Genomic DNA, 16,256 nt, shown 5'->3' on the forward strand with positions numbered 1-16,256 from the left:
AAAGATTGAGGGCAATTTGAGCTATAGCTAATGTGAGCTATGCGCAAGAATTAAGCGTTCTTCTTGCCGATGGTTTCAAGCACACCGTGAATAGTAGAACCTGCGCTGGTAAGAGCAGAAACAACATTCTTGGCAGGGCTTTGGAGGAGAGAGATAACTTCTGCGATAACCTCGTTCTTGCTCTTGATAGCGCAAAGGGCATCGAGTTGTTCTGCTCCTACATAGAAACCTTCTTCTGCGTAAGCAGCCTTGAGTGCGGGAATACCTGTAGCCTTACCAGCTTCCTTAATAAGCTTAGCAGGAACGTTAGCTGTGTTGCAGAACATTACAGCCGTTGTACCCTTGAGAACGGGAACGAGGGGACTGTAGTCTACTTCAGCCTTATCGAAAGTCTTTTCGAGAAGGGTATTCTTTACGACTACCATCTTGATGCCTTCAGCGAAGCACTTGCGACGCAAGTTGCTAGTAGCTTCAGCATTCAAGCCCGTTACGTCAACGAGGTAGAAGTGTGCATATTCTTTAAGTTGTTCACCGAGACGCTCGATGATAAGGGCTTTATCTTCTTTTCTCATGATGCGATAACAAATTAGGCTTCTTCAACTGACTTGGGGTCAATCTTGACACCCTTGCTCATGGTGGAAGAAAGATAAATACTCTTTACATAGGTACCCTTAGCAGCAGCGGGCTTCAACTTCATGATAGCAGAGATAAATTCCTTGGCATTGCCAATCATCTTCTCAGTATCGAAAGAAACCTTACCTATAGACGCGTGGATGATACCAGCCTTGTCCACCTTGAAGTCGATCTTACCAGACTTAACTTCACGAACAGCCTTTGCAACGTCCATGGTTACAGTACCACTCTTAGGGTTAGGCATGAGGCCACGAGGACCGAGAACACGGCCGAGTGCACCAATCTTACCCATGATGGCAGGCATCGTGATGATTACATCGATGTCAGTCCAGCCACCTTTGATTTTGTCAATATACTCGTCGAGACCTACATAGTCAGCACCAGCTTCCTTTGCAGCAGCTTCCTGATCGGGAGTGCAAAGGCAGAGCACACGTACAGACTTACCAGTACCATGAGGAAGGGCTACAACGCCGCGAACCATTTGGTTAGCTTTACGAGGGTCTACACCGAGACGAACGTCGATATCGAGGGATGCGTCGAACTTGGTAGTGGTGATTTCCTTTACCAAGTTGCAAGCTTCAGCGAGTGAATACGCCTTACCTGCTTCAACCTTCCCTGCTACCAACTTTTGATTTTTAGTAAGTTTACTCATTGTTCAGAAATTGGATTGTTATGAATTAAGCGGGGAAGTCACCCTTAACTGTGATACCCATGCTGCGTGCAGTACCTGCAACGAGGCGCATAGCAGACTCAACAGTGAAGCAGTTGAGGTCGGGCATTTTATCTTCTGCGATAGCCTTAACTTGATCCCAAGTAATTTCAGCGATCTTGTTACGGTTAGGCTGAGCGGAACCACTCTTCTTTTTGGCAGCTTCCAACAATTGAATTGCCACAGGAGGAGTCTTTACAATGAAAGTGAAGCTCTTGTCTGTGTAATAGGTGATTACAACAGGAAGAACCTTACCAGCCTTCTCCTGAGTACGGGCGTTGAACTGCTTGCAGAAGTCCATGATGTTGATACCCTTAGAACCGAGAGCAGGACCTACGGGAGGACTTGGATTAGCAGCACCACCTTTAATTTGGAGCTTGATTTGTCCAGCAATTTCTTTTGCCATTGTGATTATACTTATTGATGATTGAGTTTGAGAGGATAGAGATTTGCGTAACCGAATCTATTATTCCTTCTCGACTTGCATAAAACCAAGTGTCAGCGGTTGTGCACGGCCGAACACCATAACGGACACCGTAACAGTCTTCTTCTCTTTGTTGACTTCTTGGACAACACCAGAGAATCCACTGAAAGGACCGTCCTTCACCTTCACGCTATCGTTTACTTCGTAAGGGATGACCATCTCAGCCGGTTCGGTTTCGAGTTCATCCGCTTTACCGAGGATACGATTTACTTCACTTGGACGAAGAGGTTCGGGATTATCCGTTCCTCCTAGGAATCCAAGGCAGTTGGGAGTGCTTCTGAGGATATGAGCAATTTCGCCCACCAGGTGTGCTTCTACAAGCACATAACCCGGCAGATAGTTTCTTTCCTTCACAACGCGTTTAGAGCCTTGCATCTGGTAAACCTTCTCTGTCGGGATCATTACCTGCGCCACGAAACCACCGAGCTGACCATTTTTAATTTCAGCATCGATGTACTCCTTCACCTTGGCTTCCTTTCCACTTACGGCACGCATAACGTACCATTTGAATTTTTCGTCAGCCATAAGATGAGTTTAATTTCGTTGGTAGACAAAGTTCATAATCGTCTCAAAAAGCGAATCTTCCGCAAAGACCACAATTGCAATGATTATGGAAGCAACGAGCACTACAATTGCGCTGTGCGTCAACTCCCGGCGTGTGGGCCAAGTGGTATTATGCGCTAATTCTGAATACGAATCTTTGCAGTATTTGATAATCCGATTCATTTTTCTTTTTATTTGCACGGGAAGAGAGGCTCGAACTCCCGACACCTGGTTTTGGAGACCAGTGCTCTACCAACTGAGCTATTCCCGTAGGAAGGTCTCCAGCTCCGAAGAACCGGAGACCTTAGTATAGTGTGACTAAGTCAGCTATGCTAGACTTGGATTAGTCAAGGATTTCGGTGATTTGACCAGAACCTACTGTGCGGCCACCTTCGCGGATAGCGAAGCGGAGACCTACGTTGAGTGCTACAGCGTAGATGAGGTGTACAGTGATTTCCACGTTGTCACCAGGCATTACCATTTCAACGCCTTCGGGGAGAATAATCTCACCGGTGCAGTCCATGGTACGGAGGTAGAACTGAGGACGGTACTTGTTACCGAATGGAGTGTGACGACCACCTTCTTCCTTCTTGAGGACGTAGATAGAAGCCTTGAAAGTAGTGTGGGGCTTGATAACACCGGGGTGGGTGATAACCATACCACGCTTAATTTCTTGCTTGTCGATACCACGGAGGAGGAGACCAACGTTGTCACCAGCTTCACCTTGATCGAGGAGCTTGCGGAACATTTCCACACCAGTTACAACAGACTTCTTGTCTTCACCGAGACCGAGGATTTGAACTTCGTCACCAACCTTAACGATACCAGTTTCTACACGACCAGTAGCAACAGTACCACGACCAGTGATAGAGAACACGTCTTCAACAGGCATCAAGAAGGGCTTATCGCGATCGCGAGGAGGCTCTTGAATCCATTCGTCAACAGCGTTCATGAGGTTCATTACGCTTTCAACACCCTTAGGATCGCCATTGAGTGCACCGAGTGCAGTACCACGGATGATAGGAGTATCTTCCTCGAAATCGTATTGACTGAGAAGATCTTGCATATCCATTTCAACGAGCTCGAGCATTTCTTCGTCTTCAACGAGGTCGCACTTGTTGAGGAATACAACGAGACGAGGAACGTTTACCTGACGAGCGAGAAGGATGTGCTCACGAGTCTGAGGCATAGGACCGTCAGTTGCAGCAACTACAATGATAGCACCGTCCATTTGCGCAGCACCAGTTACCATGTTCTTCACATAGTCGGCGTGACCTGGGCAGTCTACGTGTGCGTAGTGACGCTTCGCAGTTTCGTATTCAACGTGAGCAGTGTTAATAGTGATACCACGTTCCTTTTCTTCAGGAGCGTTGTCGATTTGGTCGAAAGACTTAGCTTCAGAAAGACCAGCATCAGCAAGCACCTTAGTGATAGCAGCAGTAAGAGTAGTCTTACCGTGGTCAACGTGACCGATAGTACCAATGTTCACGTGCGGCTTGGTACGCTCGAAATGTTCTTTTGCCATTGTAGTTATTGTTAGATTGTTAGAAATCAGATACTGAAAAAGACTGGAGAAAAAGAGCAGAACCCTCCCCAATCTCACTCTAGAGAGCTGTTAGTGAGACTTGAACTCACGACCTCTTCCTTACCAAGGAAGTGCTCTACCGCTGAGCTATAACAGCATACCCTTATATTAGAGCGGAAAACGGGGCTCAAACCCGCAACCCCCAGCTTGGAAGGCTAGTGCTCTATCAATTGAGCTATTTCCGCAGAGCCCGACTTTAGCGGGCAACCTGACTTTAGCAGGCGTGGGTAGTGATGGATTCGAACCACCGAAGGCGTAAGCCAGCAGATTTACAGTCTGCCCCATTTGGCCACTCTGGTAACTACCCAGACGAAATCGAGATTTACAAGTGCTCATCGGAGCGTCGTCTCGATTTCGAGTGCAAAGGTAGGCATAATTTTGAAACCTACAAACTTTTCTGCGCTTTTTTTTCGCGTCAACTATGATTTTCTTTATTTTCAGCAAGCTCGCGGCGAGCTACATCGATGCAAAGATCTACCGCTTCCTCAAAAGTATCAGCCGTTTTTTCCGCATGAATGGTACGACCAGCAAGAACGACATTCAGACGAGCTTCCTTATTCTTTGCAGTCTCGGGCTTTACCACTTCAAGGGTAAACTCTACATGTTGCACATTTTCGTGCTTTTCGAGTTTAGCCACTTTCTTTTCCACGTATGCCATGAGCTTATCAGTGGCTGTGAATTTGTTTGTTTTAAGTTTGAATTCCATGGTGTCCTCCTTTTCTTTATAGGTTAATGGACTAGATTATTGGTGCGAAGTTGGAAGCACCTTTCTTCATCAGCGAATATAAGAACTTCCACGCAAACCTCCAAACTTTTTCTTTATTTTTTCTGCAAATCTTTTCTTTGGCTAGCAGCTGCTTCATTTGCGCTGCCGCGGATGCGCTTGCGCATATTGCTGCTGCAACTCTGACAATGTGGTGTGGGTATAGATAGCCGTCGTGGCAACACTCTCATGACCAAGCAATTGCTGTATTGCCTCCAGTCGTGCCCCATTGGCGAGCATAGCTGTCGCAAAGCTATGCCGCAACACGTGCGGGGTTTTCTTGGTTTGAGTGGTGACTGCCGATAGTGTTTGATGTACCATTTTGCGCAACGCTGCGTAAGTATAAGCACGTCCTTGTGGATTGAGAAACAATTGTGGCGCATGTGGAGTATCTGCAAAGTAAGCAGCTCGCTCTTCGATATACTGCTCAAGTGTTTCTCGCAGTTCTTCGCCAAAAGGCACAATGCGTTGTTTGTTTCCCTTACCAGTTACCCGAAGTTGCTTCTGCAACAAATCAACATCTGCGGGACAAAGCGCCAACAACTCAGCTGCCCGCAGCCCGGTGTGATAAAGCAATAATAGCAATGTACGATCGCGATGTCCTATATAGTCATCTGAAAAGGGATAATATTCAAACAAGCGATCCATTTCACTCTCGCGAATAAAAGTTGGCAGCCGCTTTCCTCTCTTCATATTACTCACCAAACGCGCTGGATCAACCTCTACGCGCTCTTCGCGCAACAGATACTTGAAAAAGGATCGCAAAGCAGAAAGCGACTTATTAATGGTATTAGTGGAGTATTTTCGCTCTGCCATATTTCCCACCCAATGGCGCACATGCTCAGTCTTCACAGCCTGCCAACTCTCTACGGGCGCAAAAGCGCACAAAAAATGATAGGCATCGTTCAATGCTATCTCATAAGTGATAAGCGTGCGAGGCGAGCATCCTCGTTGCGCCTGCATATAATGGAGGAAATCGCTCATCCACTGTTGCATCTCGTTGTTTTCCGACATAGCGTTTTGCATTTTACAGACCATCACCTTCTCCCTACCCTACTCCATCTATCGTACCTACTCGATAAAAAGATTCGCTATTGTCTTAAAGACAAGCGTTGTGTAGACAAACTAAACGAAGAGGGCGTAAAAGAGATCTTCACAAAAGAAAAACGCGTCATCTCATCAACAGAGACAACGCGTATATCAAAGGAGCAGGAGAGGATTAGTCCTCGTTGCGGTGCAATTGTTGCACGTAAACTGCATGTTCCATAGCCAAACGCTTACGTACGCTGGGCTTGTCGAACTGCTGACGACGACGGAGTTCCTTGATTACTCCAGTTCTTTCAAACTTTCTCTTGAACTTTTTGAGGGCGCGTTCAATGTTTTCGCCTTCCTTAACGGGTACTACAATCATTGTTGTGGTGTATTATTATTATTGATTTTGTGATTCGCACAAGTTACGGGGTGCAAATGTACAGATAAATTCTGAGTTACAAGACTTTCTTGCAGTAGTTTTTTACGACTTTGACTCAGAATTGGCTGATTTTGCTCGTATCACACGGCAAAACTAACCGAAAAACGTAATATAATGTGGTGATTGTAATGATGGGAAGTATTCTCTCGTGCGATAGCAGTGCTAATGGACCTAACCTCCACTGCAACTACCCTTTAGGGGAGAAAAACTTCTATTAGGAACGAACCCTCCTTTCTATATCGCTAAGCTCGCAATGTGCGAAGACTCAGTTAGAAGTTTCTGATAAATTATTGAACAATGCGACGAGCACCGACATAGCGGCGACTATAGTACGCATCTGTAGAAGAATCGACTTTGATACCCGACGAGATGCTGGCATGGATAAACTTAAAACTTCCAGCCTCACGGTTCACCTCAGTAACGATGCCTACGTGACCAACGCCACCACGGCCGCTACGACCGCCGAAGAACACTAAATCGCCCTTGCGAAGATCGCTTACCATAGCGATGGGCTGGCCTTCGGTGAACTGGCTACGCGAAGAACGCGTAAGACTGAGGTTGTTTTGTTTGTAGACAAAGCTGGTAAATCCGCTGCAATCGAAGCCATCAGGGCCACTTTGTCCGCTTCGATAGCGCACACCGAGATAGCTATATGCTGTATTGAGCAATCGATCCACAATACCTTGAGCGTCACCAGACACCACCTCTTTAATGGGGACTGCCTCTGCCAGATGTTCTTTACGGAAATGCTGGATTGCATTGGAAAGATCGATAATGCTTTGACGAGGACTAGCTTTTTCCATGCGAGCTTGCAGGGGCAATGTGTCGCCTGCAACTACCGCTTGGTAATCCTCCACGTCTTGTTCATATTTTGCTTGTACACCATTGATTTGCGAAGATGCCAACCATCCGGTAAGCACCACTGCAATCGTGGCAATGATATGTTTTGACTTCACTGTGTTCCTTATTTTTTCAGGGGTTACACATACGTTCGCAATTCCTAACAACAAACACCCCACAACAGGTTTAATTATTGGGATGATTGAAGTTCGGGAAATGAAGTTTTCCACACGAACGGGGCAAAGATAGTCATTTTTGACGACTTGACCAAGCAATTTACAAGTTATCTCCAACTTTTTCGAGGAAAGAAGTCCAAAAGCCAGTGTCATTTTGCAATGTCTTTTCTCTCTGGTAGTGAGAGTGATTACGGAGGTTCACCATTAAACCTTAATCGATCATTAGACCGTTATCGTGCAGTTCGTCATGGAGAAGATAACATTCTGTCATCTTTCATATCCTTGTTGATCTCTTATTTCTCGTTCGTTCTCGCTGTAGCCCGCTACGCCTTCTAACAAACGAGAAACAATCTGCTCAACAATCTAAGGAAATTTGTTCAGAATCAAATGAGCGATTTGGATTAAACAAGGGACTTTTTTGAGAAAACGTGGGAGGAAATCAGAAAAATCTCCAACGTTTTTCCGAAAACGTGGGAGTTTTTTCAAAGCAACTACCGCTCAACCTAGGCAGTAAACAAATTCAGTTTGACATTCCACACCTCATTTCTATCGCAACAAATAAGACAAAAAGGGGACATAACTCATTATCTAGCATCTAGAACCAATACTTTCTAATTTCTAATCTCTAACAGTCATGCCCTCGCGCGTGCGCGTTACGCGCGCACTACAGCAATTTCATACTTTTTGCTTTCACAACCTTCACAAAATCACGCATAGAAAATTATTAATCAACAAGATACGAGGGTATTAGGAACATCGTTCGCAAATATTCCAAGAATAGAGAGAACAAATGGCAAAAAGAGATGAAAAACGACTTTCCGAAATTGGGAGGTTTTCCTTCCTTTTTTGGGGAAAGATTGTGGAGTCTGGTGAAGGTTGTGAAAGCAAAAAGATAAAAATCTCTGTAAGGCGCGTACGTGACACGCGCGCGCGAAAAACGCATTCTCGAAAGTGAAGGCTCCATCGATTTCAGAGAACAGCAAAAGGATTCACGCAAAAGTTAAGTACCGACCTACCCTTCTGATAGGGTTCGCTACTAATTCTGGTTCTTCAACAACGAGTAAAAAACACCTCGGCTGCATTTACGAAGACCACGGCCTGCGCTTCGTAGGACTGAACTTTTGATTTCAACGTCAACACCAAGCACCCACAGCTGAGTTACAACTGACGCAGCACAAGTGGAGAATACCCACATTTTGGAAACCACACTTTGCAGAAATAACCGCATATCAAAAAATAATTGCAGATTTTCGCGATTTTTTCTCACTTTGGGGCTTTTGCCTCCCATATATTATAGGGGGATGACAACGCACTGTCATCGTCTTTCCTCTCAAACTGGAAATTTTAGAGGAAGGCGTAAAGAGTGGCAAGACGCTGGGACAACTTGTGCGGTTCAATTCTCTCTTTTGCTTTCCCTACCCTATTTTCTTCGTTCTCACTAAATTACCTTATCCATGCACACTATGAAACAATCACAATTCTCTCACTCGGAAAACAAAAAAGTGACACGAAACTCGGAAGTCTCGTGCCACTTTTGGACTATCTTCAAAACTCGATTAGAGTTTTTGTTGGAAGCGAATACTATCGTCATACTGCTTTTGCAAACGAAGCAATTCCTTCTTCATTTCTTTGGTTACCCCCTTCATCTTGGGATCACCATAAAGATTGTGCATCTCCGTGGGATCATTTTTCAAGTCGTAGAGTTCCCAAGCATCATTGTCGTTGTAGAAATGTATGAGCTTGTAGCGCTCACCACGCACACCATAGTGACGACGCACACTGTGTTCAGCAGGGAATTCGTAGAAGTGGTAGTAGACACTCTTGCGCCAGTTCTTAGGATGCTGTCCTTTGAGCAGAGGCACGAGAGATACCCCCTGGATGTCAGCTGGGATGGGAGCACCAGCAAGTTCCAAGAAGGTGGGTGCATAGTCGATGTTTTGCACCATTTCGTTGATGTCACCACGTGCTTGAAGTCCCTTAGGAAGGTGCATGAGGAGAGGGGTGTTCAATGATTCTTCATACATGAAGCGCTTGTCGAACCATCCGTGTTCCCCCATATAGAAACCTTGGTCGGAGGTGTAAACCACTAGGGTGTTGTCGAGCAATCCCTTCTCTTTGAGGTGATCGAGCAGACGACCTACATTGTCATCGAGCGACTTCACTACCTTAGCATAATCGCGCATGTAGCGTTGGAACTTATACTCAGCAAGTGCCTTGCCACTGAGATTGCGCTTGTGGAAGTCGACACTGATGCTGTCGTAAAAGTAATCGTACTTCGCACGATCCTGCGTGTTAAGACGTCCCAAGAAGCTCAAATAGGAGGGAAAGAGGTGTGAACCCTTGCCATCACGAGGCATGATCTTGCAGTCGTAGTCGAGCGTCATGTGGTCGTCGATCTCCATTTCTGTCTTGCCAGCTGCTTCGCGACCTGCATAGTCGTCGTAGAAATTGGCAGGAAGTGGGAAATTGACATCTTCATATTCGCGAAGATATTTGAGTTCGGGCAACCAATCGCGGTGGCAAGCCTTGTGGTGCACAAAGAGGGCGAAGGGCTTGTTGGGATCGCGTTCTTCATCGAGCCAATGAATCGCCTTGTCGGTGATGATATTGGTGAGATACCCCTTCACACGATAGGAGCTATCGGCATTGTAGAAGTCGGGATCGTAGTAGTTGCCTTGCGCAGGAAGGATGTCCCAGTGGTCAAAACCGGTGGGGCGGCTCACCAAGTGCCACTTTCCCACGATGGAAGTTTGATAACCTGCCTTTTGCAAGAGTTTGGGCATTGTTTGTTGGGCACCATTGAAGATACCATGCTCATTGTTGGTGAAACCATTCTTGTGAGAGTGCTTACCTGTGAGCATGCAGGCACGAGAGGGACCACTGAGGGAGTTGGCAACAAACGAACGTGTAAACTTCACCCCATCTTGTGCGATGCGATCGAGATTGGGAGTTTGAATGTTGCGACTATCATACGCAGAAAGCATCTGCGCGGTGTGGTCGTCCGTCATGATGTAGATGATGTTGTAGCGTTGCTGAGCCGCAGCACAGAGGGGCAGTAGCGCTGCAAGAGGAAGAAGGTTTTTCTTCATAGATTCAATATGTTCCTTGGGAGTTGGAGGAATGTATCAGGCTTATAAGCAATCCCCTCTCCCTCAATTTGAGGCAGAGGGGACATAGCTATTGTGTTGTTGCCTTATTATTGTTGGGTCATGGTGTAGACCATGTCCACAATCTGCTGTGCCAAAGCATCTGCTTCTTCACGACTGTGGGCTTCAGCATAAACACGGATGATGGGCTCCGTGTTGGACTTGCGGAGATGCACCCACTTGTCTGCGAAGTCGATTTTCACACCATCAATATCTGTGATTTGCTCGTTCTTGTAGATTTCCTTAACCTTCTGGAGCAGTGCAAAGATGTCGGTGGTGGGAGAAAGGTCGATGCGATTCTTAGAGATGTAGTATTGGGGAAGGCTATCGCGCAACTCTGAAGTTTTGCAACCGAGCTTCGCCAAATGAGTCAAGATAAGCGCAATACCGACCAAAGCATCGCGACCAGAGTGAGCAGCAGGATAGATAACACCTCCGTTACCTTCACCACCAATCACTGCACCGGTTTCCTTCATCTTGGTCACCACATTCACTTCACCTACGGCAGCGGGAGTGTAGTTGCAACCATGCTTTTCGGTAACGTCGCGAAGACCGCGAGTAGAAGAGAGATTGCTCACAGTGTTACCAGGAGTGTGCTGTAGCACATAGTCGGCAACCGCCACGAGGGTATTTTCTTCACCAAACATGGTGCCGTCTTCACAAATAAGGGCGAGACGATCGGCATCGGGGTCTACTACGAAACCGATATCGTGGCGTCCCTTACGCATGAGGTTGCGGATTTCGGTGAGGTGCTCCTTGAGGGGCTCGGGATTGTGTGCGAAATCACCAGTGGGTTCGCAGTTGAGTTGGGTGACTTGTGTCACACCGAGTTGTCCCAAGAGCTTGGGGATGATGACACCACCCACAGAGTTCACGGCATCAAGAGCTACGGTGAAGTGTGCGCGTCGGATTGCTTCAACGTCAACCAACTCGAGTTGCTTAACAAGCTCGATATGGCGTTGGTCGTAGCTGTAGTTTTGGATATCGCAACCAAGATTGTCCACATCAGCGAACTCATAGCAGTCTGCATTGGCGCAACGCACTACTTCGCTAGCCTCAGCAGGAGGAAGGAATTCTCCATGTTCGTTGAGGAACTTGAGTGCATTCCACTGACGAGGGTTGTGAGATGCGGTGATGATGATACCACCACAAGCACTCTCGAGGGTGACTGCCAATTCGGTGGTGGGAGTAGATGCCAAACCAATGTTGACCACATCGAAACCCATGCTCATCAAAGTGCCACACACTACGTGAGTGACCATTTCGCCTGAGATGCGTGCGTCGCGACCCACCACAATCTTGCGGCGATACTTGCGGCTTACTACTTTTTCACGCAAACTAGCGTAGGCAGCAACAGACTTAGCAATGTCAACGGGGTTGAGGGTATCTCCGACGCGACCGCCGATGGTGCCACGGAATCCGGAGATGGATTTAATGAGAGTCATAGTATGAATAGTGCTTTGAAATAGCTGAGTGGGAGAGTGAGAAGAGTAAAAGCAACAAAAACATACACCTTTTGCGCTGATGACTCAGCACAAAAGGATGATATTTAAGAGGAGGTGAAGACGTCACCTGAGTTGCTTCGACACGATGGCTCACCTTGTCGCCGATGATTTAGACATCGCTAGACGGAATGATGAACCCAAACTTAGGATGGACTACTGAGCAGCCTTTTGAGCAGCTTCGATAGCAGCCTTGCCAGAAGGAGTTTGAGAGAAGTGGTGGTAGAATACGTCGCGATAGTAGATCATCATGTTGAGCGAACGTGGAACGATGTCACCAAGATCAAAGTTCTCAGAGAGAAGCATTTCAACACCTACCCAAACTGCGTTGCCGAAACGTACGCTTGCCTTCGCAACCTTGACTTCACTGTTTGCTTGATCGAGAGCAGCAAGAACATCTTGACGATTTTCATCATTGACTTCAAAGATTTGGGGGAAGAAGAGGTTGAGGAAAAGCTCGTCTTGTTCGTCCTTGAAACTTACGAAGTCAAGTGTTTCATACTTGAACTGAAGACCGAATTCGGTGAGTTCGGGCAAGAAGCCTTCTTTTTTGAGATATTCTTGGAGTGTTTCGATAAAAGCCATAATAGTTGATTATTATATAGATGATACATTTGACCGATGGCAAAGGAGATAACTTCTAGCATCTAAAGCGGTTGTGGCTCGATATTGGGAAGCCGCTACTATATTGCTCAGAATTCCGCTTCTAGATTTCTATGTTTCCACCTATTTTCTCAATCGTTGAGAACAAACTTCTCGTTATGGAGAGAGATTACTTGCCCAAGTCTTCGCAGAAATAAGAAGAAAAGCATTAAGCTGAAAGCAGAGATTCGGTCGTTTTCCACTGCAAAAGTAATATCTAGATAGCAATTTGCCAAATAAAGTTTGAATTTTCGCGAGAATTTCTTGAGTATTTTATAATTACATTGCGAAGCATCACAAAAACACTCTGCAATTTTGTCATACAAAACTCTTAATATCAGGATATTACAGACAAAACTGCAGATTATTCACGACAAAACGGCACTACAATCGAATTTTGCGACTATACCTACGCGGTTGGCAAAACTATTGCACTCTATGGGGCGTCGAGGATTCTTCCAAAGCACGCCAATAAGAATAAGAACAATACTCTGCTGGAGTAAGAATGTAGCTCTACTATATTATATAGTATATAAAGAATGCAGCTTCGCTACATCAAGCAAAATGCTCTTACATGAAGAATTCAGCTTCGCTACATCAAGCACATTGCTCTACTATGATAATGCAATAAAATAGAGCATGCAATCAAGCAATAGAGCGGTGGAGTGATTTACCAAAAGTTCTGCTCAGAGATAACGAAGTCATTTCAGACCTATTTATAAGGCTACGATGAAAATGACCAAGTTGACACTAGATACTAGCGTGCAGTCGCAGCGCAAGCGACAAATCTCCGATATTATTATTCACGATTAAAAACAATATAAGATATGACATTCGACAATTTTACCATCAGAGCACAAGAAGCCTTGCAACATGCAGTGCAACGTGCTTCGGAATTGCGCCAACAAAGTATCACACCTGCCCACTTGCTGCATGGCATTATGGAAGTGGGCGAAAATATCACCCAATTTCTCTTCGGAAAGACTGGAGTGAATGCCCAAACACTTGCTTCAACACTCGAACGCCACTTGCAAAGCCTGCCTCGCGTGGAGGGCGGCGAACCTTATCTTGACAGCGACAGCAACAAGGTGCTCAATACAGCACAAGACATTGCTCGCAAAGACGGAGACCAATTCACTGGACTTGAGCCCATTCTTTTGGCTTTGCTCAACACACCTAGCGTGGTTGCCCAGATGCTAAAAGATGCGGGCATGACGACTGACACACTTACGGCTGCAATCAAGGAATTGCGTGGAGGTAAGAAGGTGGATTCTGCTTCAGCCGAAGACACTTATCAAGCACTCAGCAAGTATGCTCGCGATTTGGTGTCCGAAGCCCGCGATGGAAAACTCGACCCTGTGATTGGTCGCGACGACGAAATCCGCCGTGTACTTCAGATTCTTTCACGCAGAACGAAGAATAACCCTATCCTCATCGGTGAACCTGGCACAGGTAAGACTGCGATTGTGGAAGGATTAGCACAACGCATCGTTCGCGGTGACGTTCCTGAAAACTTGCGCAACAAACGACTGTTCTCACTCGACATGGGTGCCCTCGTTGCTGGTGCGAAGTATAAGGGTGAATTTGAGGAACGCCTCAAGAGCGTTGTCAACGAAGTCACTGCTGCCAACGGAGATATCATTCTCTTCATCGACGAAATCCACACACTTGTCGGAGCAGGCAAGGGTGAAGGTGCAATGGACGCTGCCAATATCCTAAAACCCGCGCTCGCCCGTGGTGAGCTCCGCAGCATCGGTGCCACTACACTTGAGGAATATCAAAAGTATTTCGAGAAAGACAAGGCATTGGAGCGTCGCTTCCAAACTGTCCTTGTAGACGAACCCACTCCCGAAGATGCCATCTCCATTCTTCGTGGTTTGAAAGAGCGTTATGAGAATCACCACCACGTGCGCATCCAAGACGATGCTTTAATTGCTGCGGTGACCCTCTCTCATCGTTACATCACCGACCGTTTCCTTCCCGACAAAGCCATCGACTTGATGGACGAAGCTGCTGCAAAACTCCGCATGGAGCGCGACTCTCAACCAGAACAGCTCGACGAAATCTCACGCCGTTTGCGACAACTCGAAATCGAACGTGAAGCCATTCGCCGCGAAGCCGAGGTGGCTGCTCAAAATGCTCCTGCTGCCAACGGAGCTGGTGCGACTGCAGAACAAGCGCATCAAGCTAAACTCACCGCTCTCAACCAAGAGATTCAATCGCTCGAGGAAGAAGAACATGAGTTGAAAGGTAAGTGGGAAGGCGAACGCGAGTTGCTGGCAAAGATTCAAGCTCACAAGCAACAAATCGAAAGCCTCAAATACGAGGCAGAACGCGCAGAGCGTGAAGGAGACTATGGCAAGGTAGCTGAGATTCGATATGGCAAGTTGCAACAACTTGAAACGGAGATTGCAGAAATTCACCAACAACTCCAACAACGTCAAGGTGCAGAAGCCATGGTCAAGGAGGAAGTCACCGCCGACGACATCGCAGATGTGGTAAGCCGTTGGACGGGCATCCCCGTGACGCGTATGCTTCAAAGCGAACGTGAGAAGTTGCTTCATCTCGAAGACGAACTTCACGCTCGTGTCATCGGACAAGACGAAGCCATCACCGCCGTAGCCGATGCTGTGCGTCGTAGTCGCGCTGGTTTGCAAGACCCCAAACGTCCCATTGGTTCGTTCATCTTCCTCGGTGCAACGGGTGTAGGTAAGACGGAGTTGGCAAAAGCACTCGCAGAATGTCTCTTCGACGACGAAAACATGATGACGCGCATCGACATGAGCGAATACCAAGAGAAGTTTTCTGCAACGCGTTTGATTGGTGCTCCTCCGGGATACGTAGGTTACGACGAAGGTGGTCAACTCACCGAAGCTGTCCGCCGCAAACCCTACTCTGTCGTACTCTTCGATGAGATTGAGAAGGCACACCCCGACGTATTCAACATCCTCTTGCAAGTGCTCGATGATGGTCGCCTCACCGACAACAAAGGTCGCACGGTGAACTTCAAAAACACCATCATCATCATGACGTCCAACTTGCTCACGGGTAAGGAAACGGAAGTCTTCGGTACAAACGCTGAAGGCGAACACCATATTTCGGAAGCCACTCGAGAGAAATTGGTGAATCAGCTCACGCAACCTCGATTGTCTTCTAATGGCACGCCCATTCCTGGACTACGCCCCGAGTTTGTCAATCGCATCGACGACATCCTCATGTTCCACCCCCTCTCTCGCAACGAAATCGAGCAGATTGTGCGCATCCACATCAAGACCATTGCTAGCCGTTTGGAAGAACAAGGCATCACCCTCCGTGTGAACAACGATGCGATAGCCTTCCTAGCCGAAGAGGGTTACGATCCCGATTTTGGCGCACGCCCTGTGAAGCGCGCACTCCAACAATATCTCCTCAACGATTTGTCCCGCGCCATCCTGGGTGGCACCGTTTCTTCCGCTCAGCCCATCTTGGTGGAAAAACAAGCCGAGGGTTTGGTATTCAAAAACGACTCCGAAGCCTAAACTTTAGAACCCCTCGCTATGTATATATATCATTCCATGATATTTCAACAGAGCGGCTACTTCTCATCCCTTGCATCGTCACAGATGCAGGGGATTTTTTATACCCCACTCCTAAAAGTAAAGTCTTTTTGACGCGCAGTTTTGAGAAACCCTATGTTTTTTCTCCACGCAATTGGCAAAAATCAAATTGTAATCATTACAATCCAAAAATTATTCACCCAAATTTTCCTTCAATTTTGCAAAG

14 protein-coding genes and 4 tRNA genes are annotated in these 16,256 nt (G+C 46.8%); 1 reads left to right on the forward strand and 17 read right to left on the reverse strand.

Annotation, left to right across the window (positions count from 1 at the left end):
- Positions 1–50: 50 nt before the first annotated feature.
- From rplJ to BQ2633_RS05055, 17 genes are all read right to left on the reverse strand, one after another.
- Positions 51–572, reverse strand: coding sequence for a 50S ribosomal protein L10 (rplJ, locus tag BQ2633_RS04970; protein ID WP_075565495.1), 522 nt, complete (start codon positions 570–572; stop codon positions 51–53).
- Between the two features lie 14 nt (positions 573–586).
- Complete coding sequence (gene rplA / locus BQ2633_RS04975; RefSeq protein ID WP_075565497.1) at positions 587–1,285, reverse strand: 50S ribosomal protein L1; 699 nt, start codon at positions 1,283–1,285, stop codon at positions 587–589.
- A gap of 25 nt (positions 1,286–1,310) precedes the next feature.
- Positions 1,311–1,748, reverse strand: a complete 438-nt coding sequence (gene rplK / locus BQ2633_RS04980) for a 50S ribosomal protein L11 (RefSeq protein WP_075565499.1) — start codon at positions 1,746–1,748, stop codon at positions 1,311–1,313.
- Between the two features lie 60 nt (positions 1,749–1,808).
- Positions 1,809–2,351 (reverse strand): transcription termination/antitermination protein NusG, encoded by a 543-nt coding sequence (gene nusG, locus BQ2633_RS04985; protein WP_009752359.1) that lies wholly within the window; start codon positions 2,349–2,351, stop codon positions 1,809–1,811.
- A 9-nt stretch (positions 2,352–2,360) separates the two neighbouring features.
- Positions 2,361–2,552 (reverse strand): preprotein translocase subunit SecE, encoded by a 192-nt coding sequence (secE, locus tag BQ2633_RS04990; protein WP_075565501.1) that lies wholly within the window; start codon positions 2,550–2,552, stop codon positions 2,361–2,363.
- Positions 2,553–2,567: 15 nt separating this feature from the next.
- Positions 2,568–2,640, reverse strand: a tRNA-Trp gene (locus BQ2633_RS04995).
- Positions 2,641–2,712: 72 nt separating this feature from the next.
- The gene (tuf, locus tag BQ2633_RS05000; protein ID WP_075565502.1) at positions 2,713–3,894 is read right to left on the reverse strand and encodes an elongation factor Tu; all 1,182 of its coding nucleotides are present in this window, start codon (positions 3,892–3,894) and stop codon (positions 2,713–2,715) included.
- Between the two features lie 85 nt (positions 3,895–3,979).
- Positions 3,980–4,051, reverse strand: a tRNA-Thr gene (locus BQ2633_RS05005).
- 15 nt (positions 4,052–4,066) lie between these two features.
- Positions 4,067–4,139: transfer RNA gene (locus tag BQ2633_RS05010), tRNA-Gly, on the reverse strand.
- A 39-nt stretch (positions 4,140–4,178) separates the two neighbouring features.
- Positions 4,179–4,261 (reverse strand) — tRNA-Tyr (locus tag BQ2633_RS05015).
- Between the two features lie 108 nt (positions 4,262–4,369).
- Positions 4,370–4,660, reverse strand: a complete 291-nt coding sequence (locus BQ2633_RS05020; RefSeq protein WP_075565503.1) for an HPF/RaiA family ribosome-associated protein — start codon at positions 4,658–4,660, stop codon at positions 4,370–4,372.
- Positions 4,661–4,813: 153 nt separating this feature from the next.
- Positions 4,814–5,731: a tyrosine-type recombinase/integrase gene (locus BQ2633_RS05025; RefSeq protein ID WP_176720091.1), complete on the reverse strand. Its 918-nt coding sequence runs from the start codon at positions 5,729–5,731 to the stop codon at positions 4,814–4,816.
- Positions 5,732–5,936: 205 nt separating this feature from the next.
- On the reverse strand, positions 5,937–6,128 hold the full coding sequence (gene rpsU, locus BQ2633_RS05030) for a 30S ribosomal protein S21 (protein WP_009752364.1): 192 nt from the start codon (positions 6,126–6,128) through the stop codon (positions 5,937–5,939).
- A 347-nt stretch (positions 6,129–6,475) separates the two neighbouring features.
- The gene (locus tag BQ2633_RS05035; RefSeq protein ID WP_346048205.1) at positions 6,476–7,144 is read right to left on the reverse strand and encodes a C40 family peptidase; all 669 of its coding nucleotides are present in this window, start codon (positions 7,142–7,144) and stop codon (positions 6,476–6,478) included.
- A gap of 1,616 nt (positions 7,145–8,760) precedes the next feature.
- Positions 8,761–10,293, reverse strand: a complete 1,533-nt coding sequence (locus BQ2633_RS05045; protein ID WP_075565504.1) for a sulfatase family protein — start codon at positions 10,291–10,293, stop codon at positions 8,761–8,763.
- Between the two features lie 107 nt (positions 10,294–10,400).
- Positions 10,401–11,795 carry a phosphoglucosamine mutase gene (gene glmM, locus BQ2633_RS05050; protein WP_075565505.1) on the reverse strand — a complete coding sequence of 465 codons (1,395 nt, stop codon included), beginning with the start codon at positions 11,793–11,795 and terminating at the stop codon, positions 10,401–10,403.
- 213 nt (positions 11,796–12,008) lie between these two features.
- On the reverse strand, positions 12,009–12,437 hold the full coding sequence (locus tag BQ2633_RS05055; RefSeq protein ID WP_075565506.1) for a hypothetical protein: 429 nt from the start codon (positions 12,435–12,437) through the stop codon (positions 12,009–12,011).
- Positions 12,438–13,321: 884 nt separating this feature from the next.
- On the opposite strand from BQ2633_RS05055, the gene clpB reads away from it, so the two are divergent.
- Positions 13,322–16,012 carry an ATP-dependent chaperone ClpB gene (gene clpB, locus BQ2633_RS05060; protein WP_075565507.1) on the forward strand — a complete coding sequence of 897 codons (2,691 nt, stop codon included), beginning with the start codon at positions 13,322–13,324 and terminating at the stop codon, positions 16,010–16,012.
- The last annotated feature ends 244 nt before the right edge of the window (positions 16,013–16,256 follow it).

The organism is Ihuprevotella massiliensis, assembly GCA_900095835.1.
Lineage (GTDB): Bacteria > Bacteroidota > Bacteroidia > Bacteroidales > Bacteroidaceae > Alloprevotella > Alloprevotella massiliensis.

Coding starts and splice junctions, on each gene's coding strand:
- rplJ (WP_075565495.1), bottom strand. CDS start 572: ATGAGAAAAGAAGATAAAGCCCTTATCATCGAGCGTCTCGGTGAACAA.
- rplA (WP_075565497.1), bottom strand. CDS start 1,285: ATGAGTAAACTTACTAAAAATCAAAAGTTGGTAGCAGGGAAGGTTGAA.
- rplK (WP_075565499.1), bottom strand. CDS start 1,748: ATGGCAAAAGAAATTGCTGGACAAATCAAGCTCCAAATTAAAGGTGGT.
- nusG (WP_009752359.1), bottom strand. CDS start 2,351: ATGGCTGACGAAAAATTCAAATGGTACGTTATGCGTGCCGTAAGTGGA.
- secE (WP_075565501.1), bottom strand. CDS start 2,552: ATGAATCGGATTATCAAATACTGCAAAGATTCGTATTCAGAATTAGCG.
- tuf (WP_075565502.1), bottom strand. CDS start 3,894: ATGGCAAAAGAACATTTCGAGCGTACCAAGCCGCACGTGAACATTGGT.
- BQ2633_RS05020 (WP_075565503.1), bottom strand. CDS start 4,660: ATGGAATTCAAACTTAAAACAAACAAATTCACAGCCACTGATAAGCTC.
- BQ2633_RS05025 (WP_176720091.1), bottom strand. CDS start 5,731: ATGTCGGAAAACAACGAGATGCAACAGTGGATGAGCGATTTCCTCCAT.
- rpsU (WP_009752364.1), bottom strand. CDS start 6,128: ATGATTGTAGTACCCGTTAAGGAAGGCGAAAACATTGAACGCGCCCTC.
- BQ2633_RS05045 (WP_075565504.1), bottom strand. CDS start 10,293: ATGAAGAAAAACCTTCTTCCTCTTGCAGCGCTACTGCCCCTCTGTGCT.
- glmM (WP_075565505.1), bottom strand. CDS start 11,795: ATGACTCTCATTAAATCCATCTCCGGATTCCGTGGCACCATCGGCGGT.
- BQ2633_RS05055 (WP_075565506.1), bottom strand. CDS start 12,437: ATGGCTTTTATCGAAACACTCCAAGAATATCTCAAAAAAGAAGGCTTC.
- clpB (WP_075565507.1), top strand. CDS start 13,322: ATGACATTCGACAATTTTACCATCAGAGCACAAGAAGCCTTGCAACAT.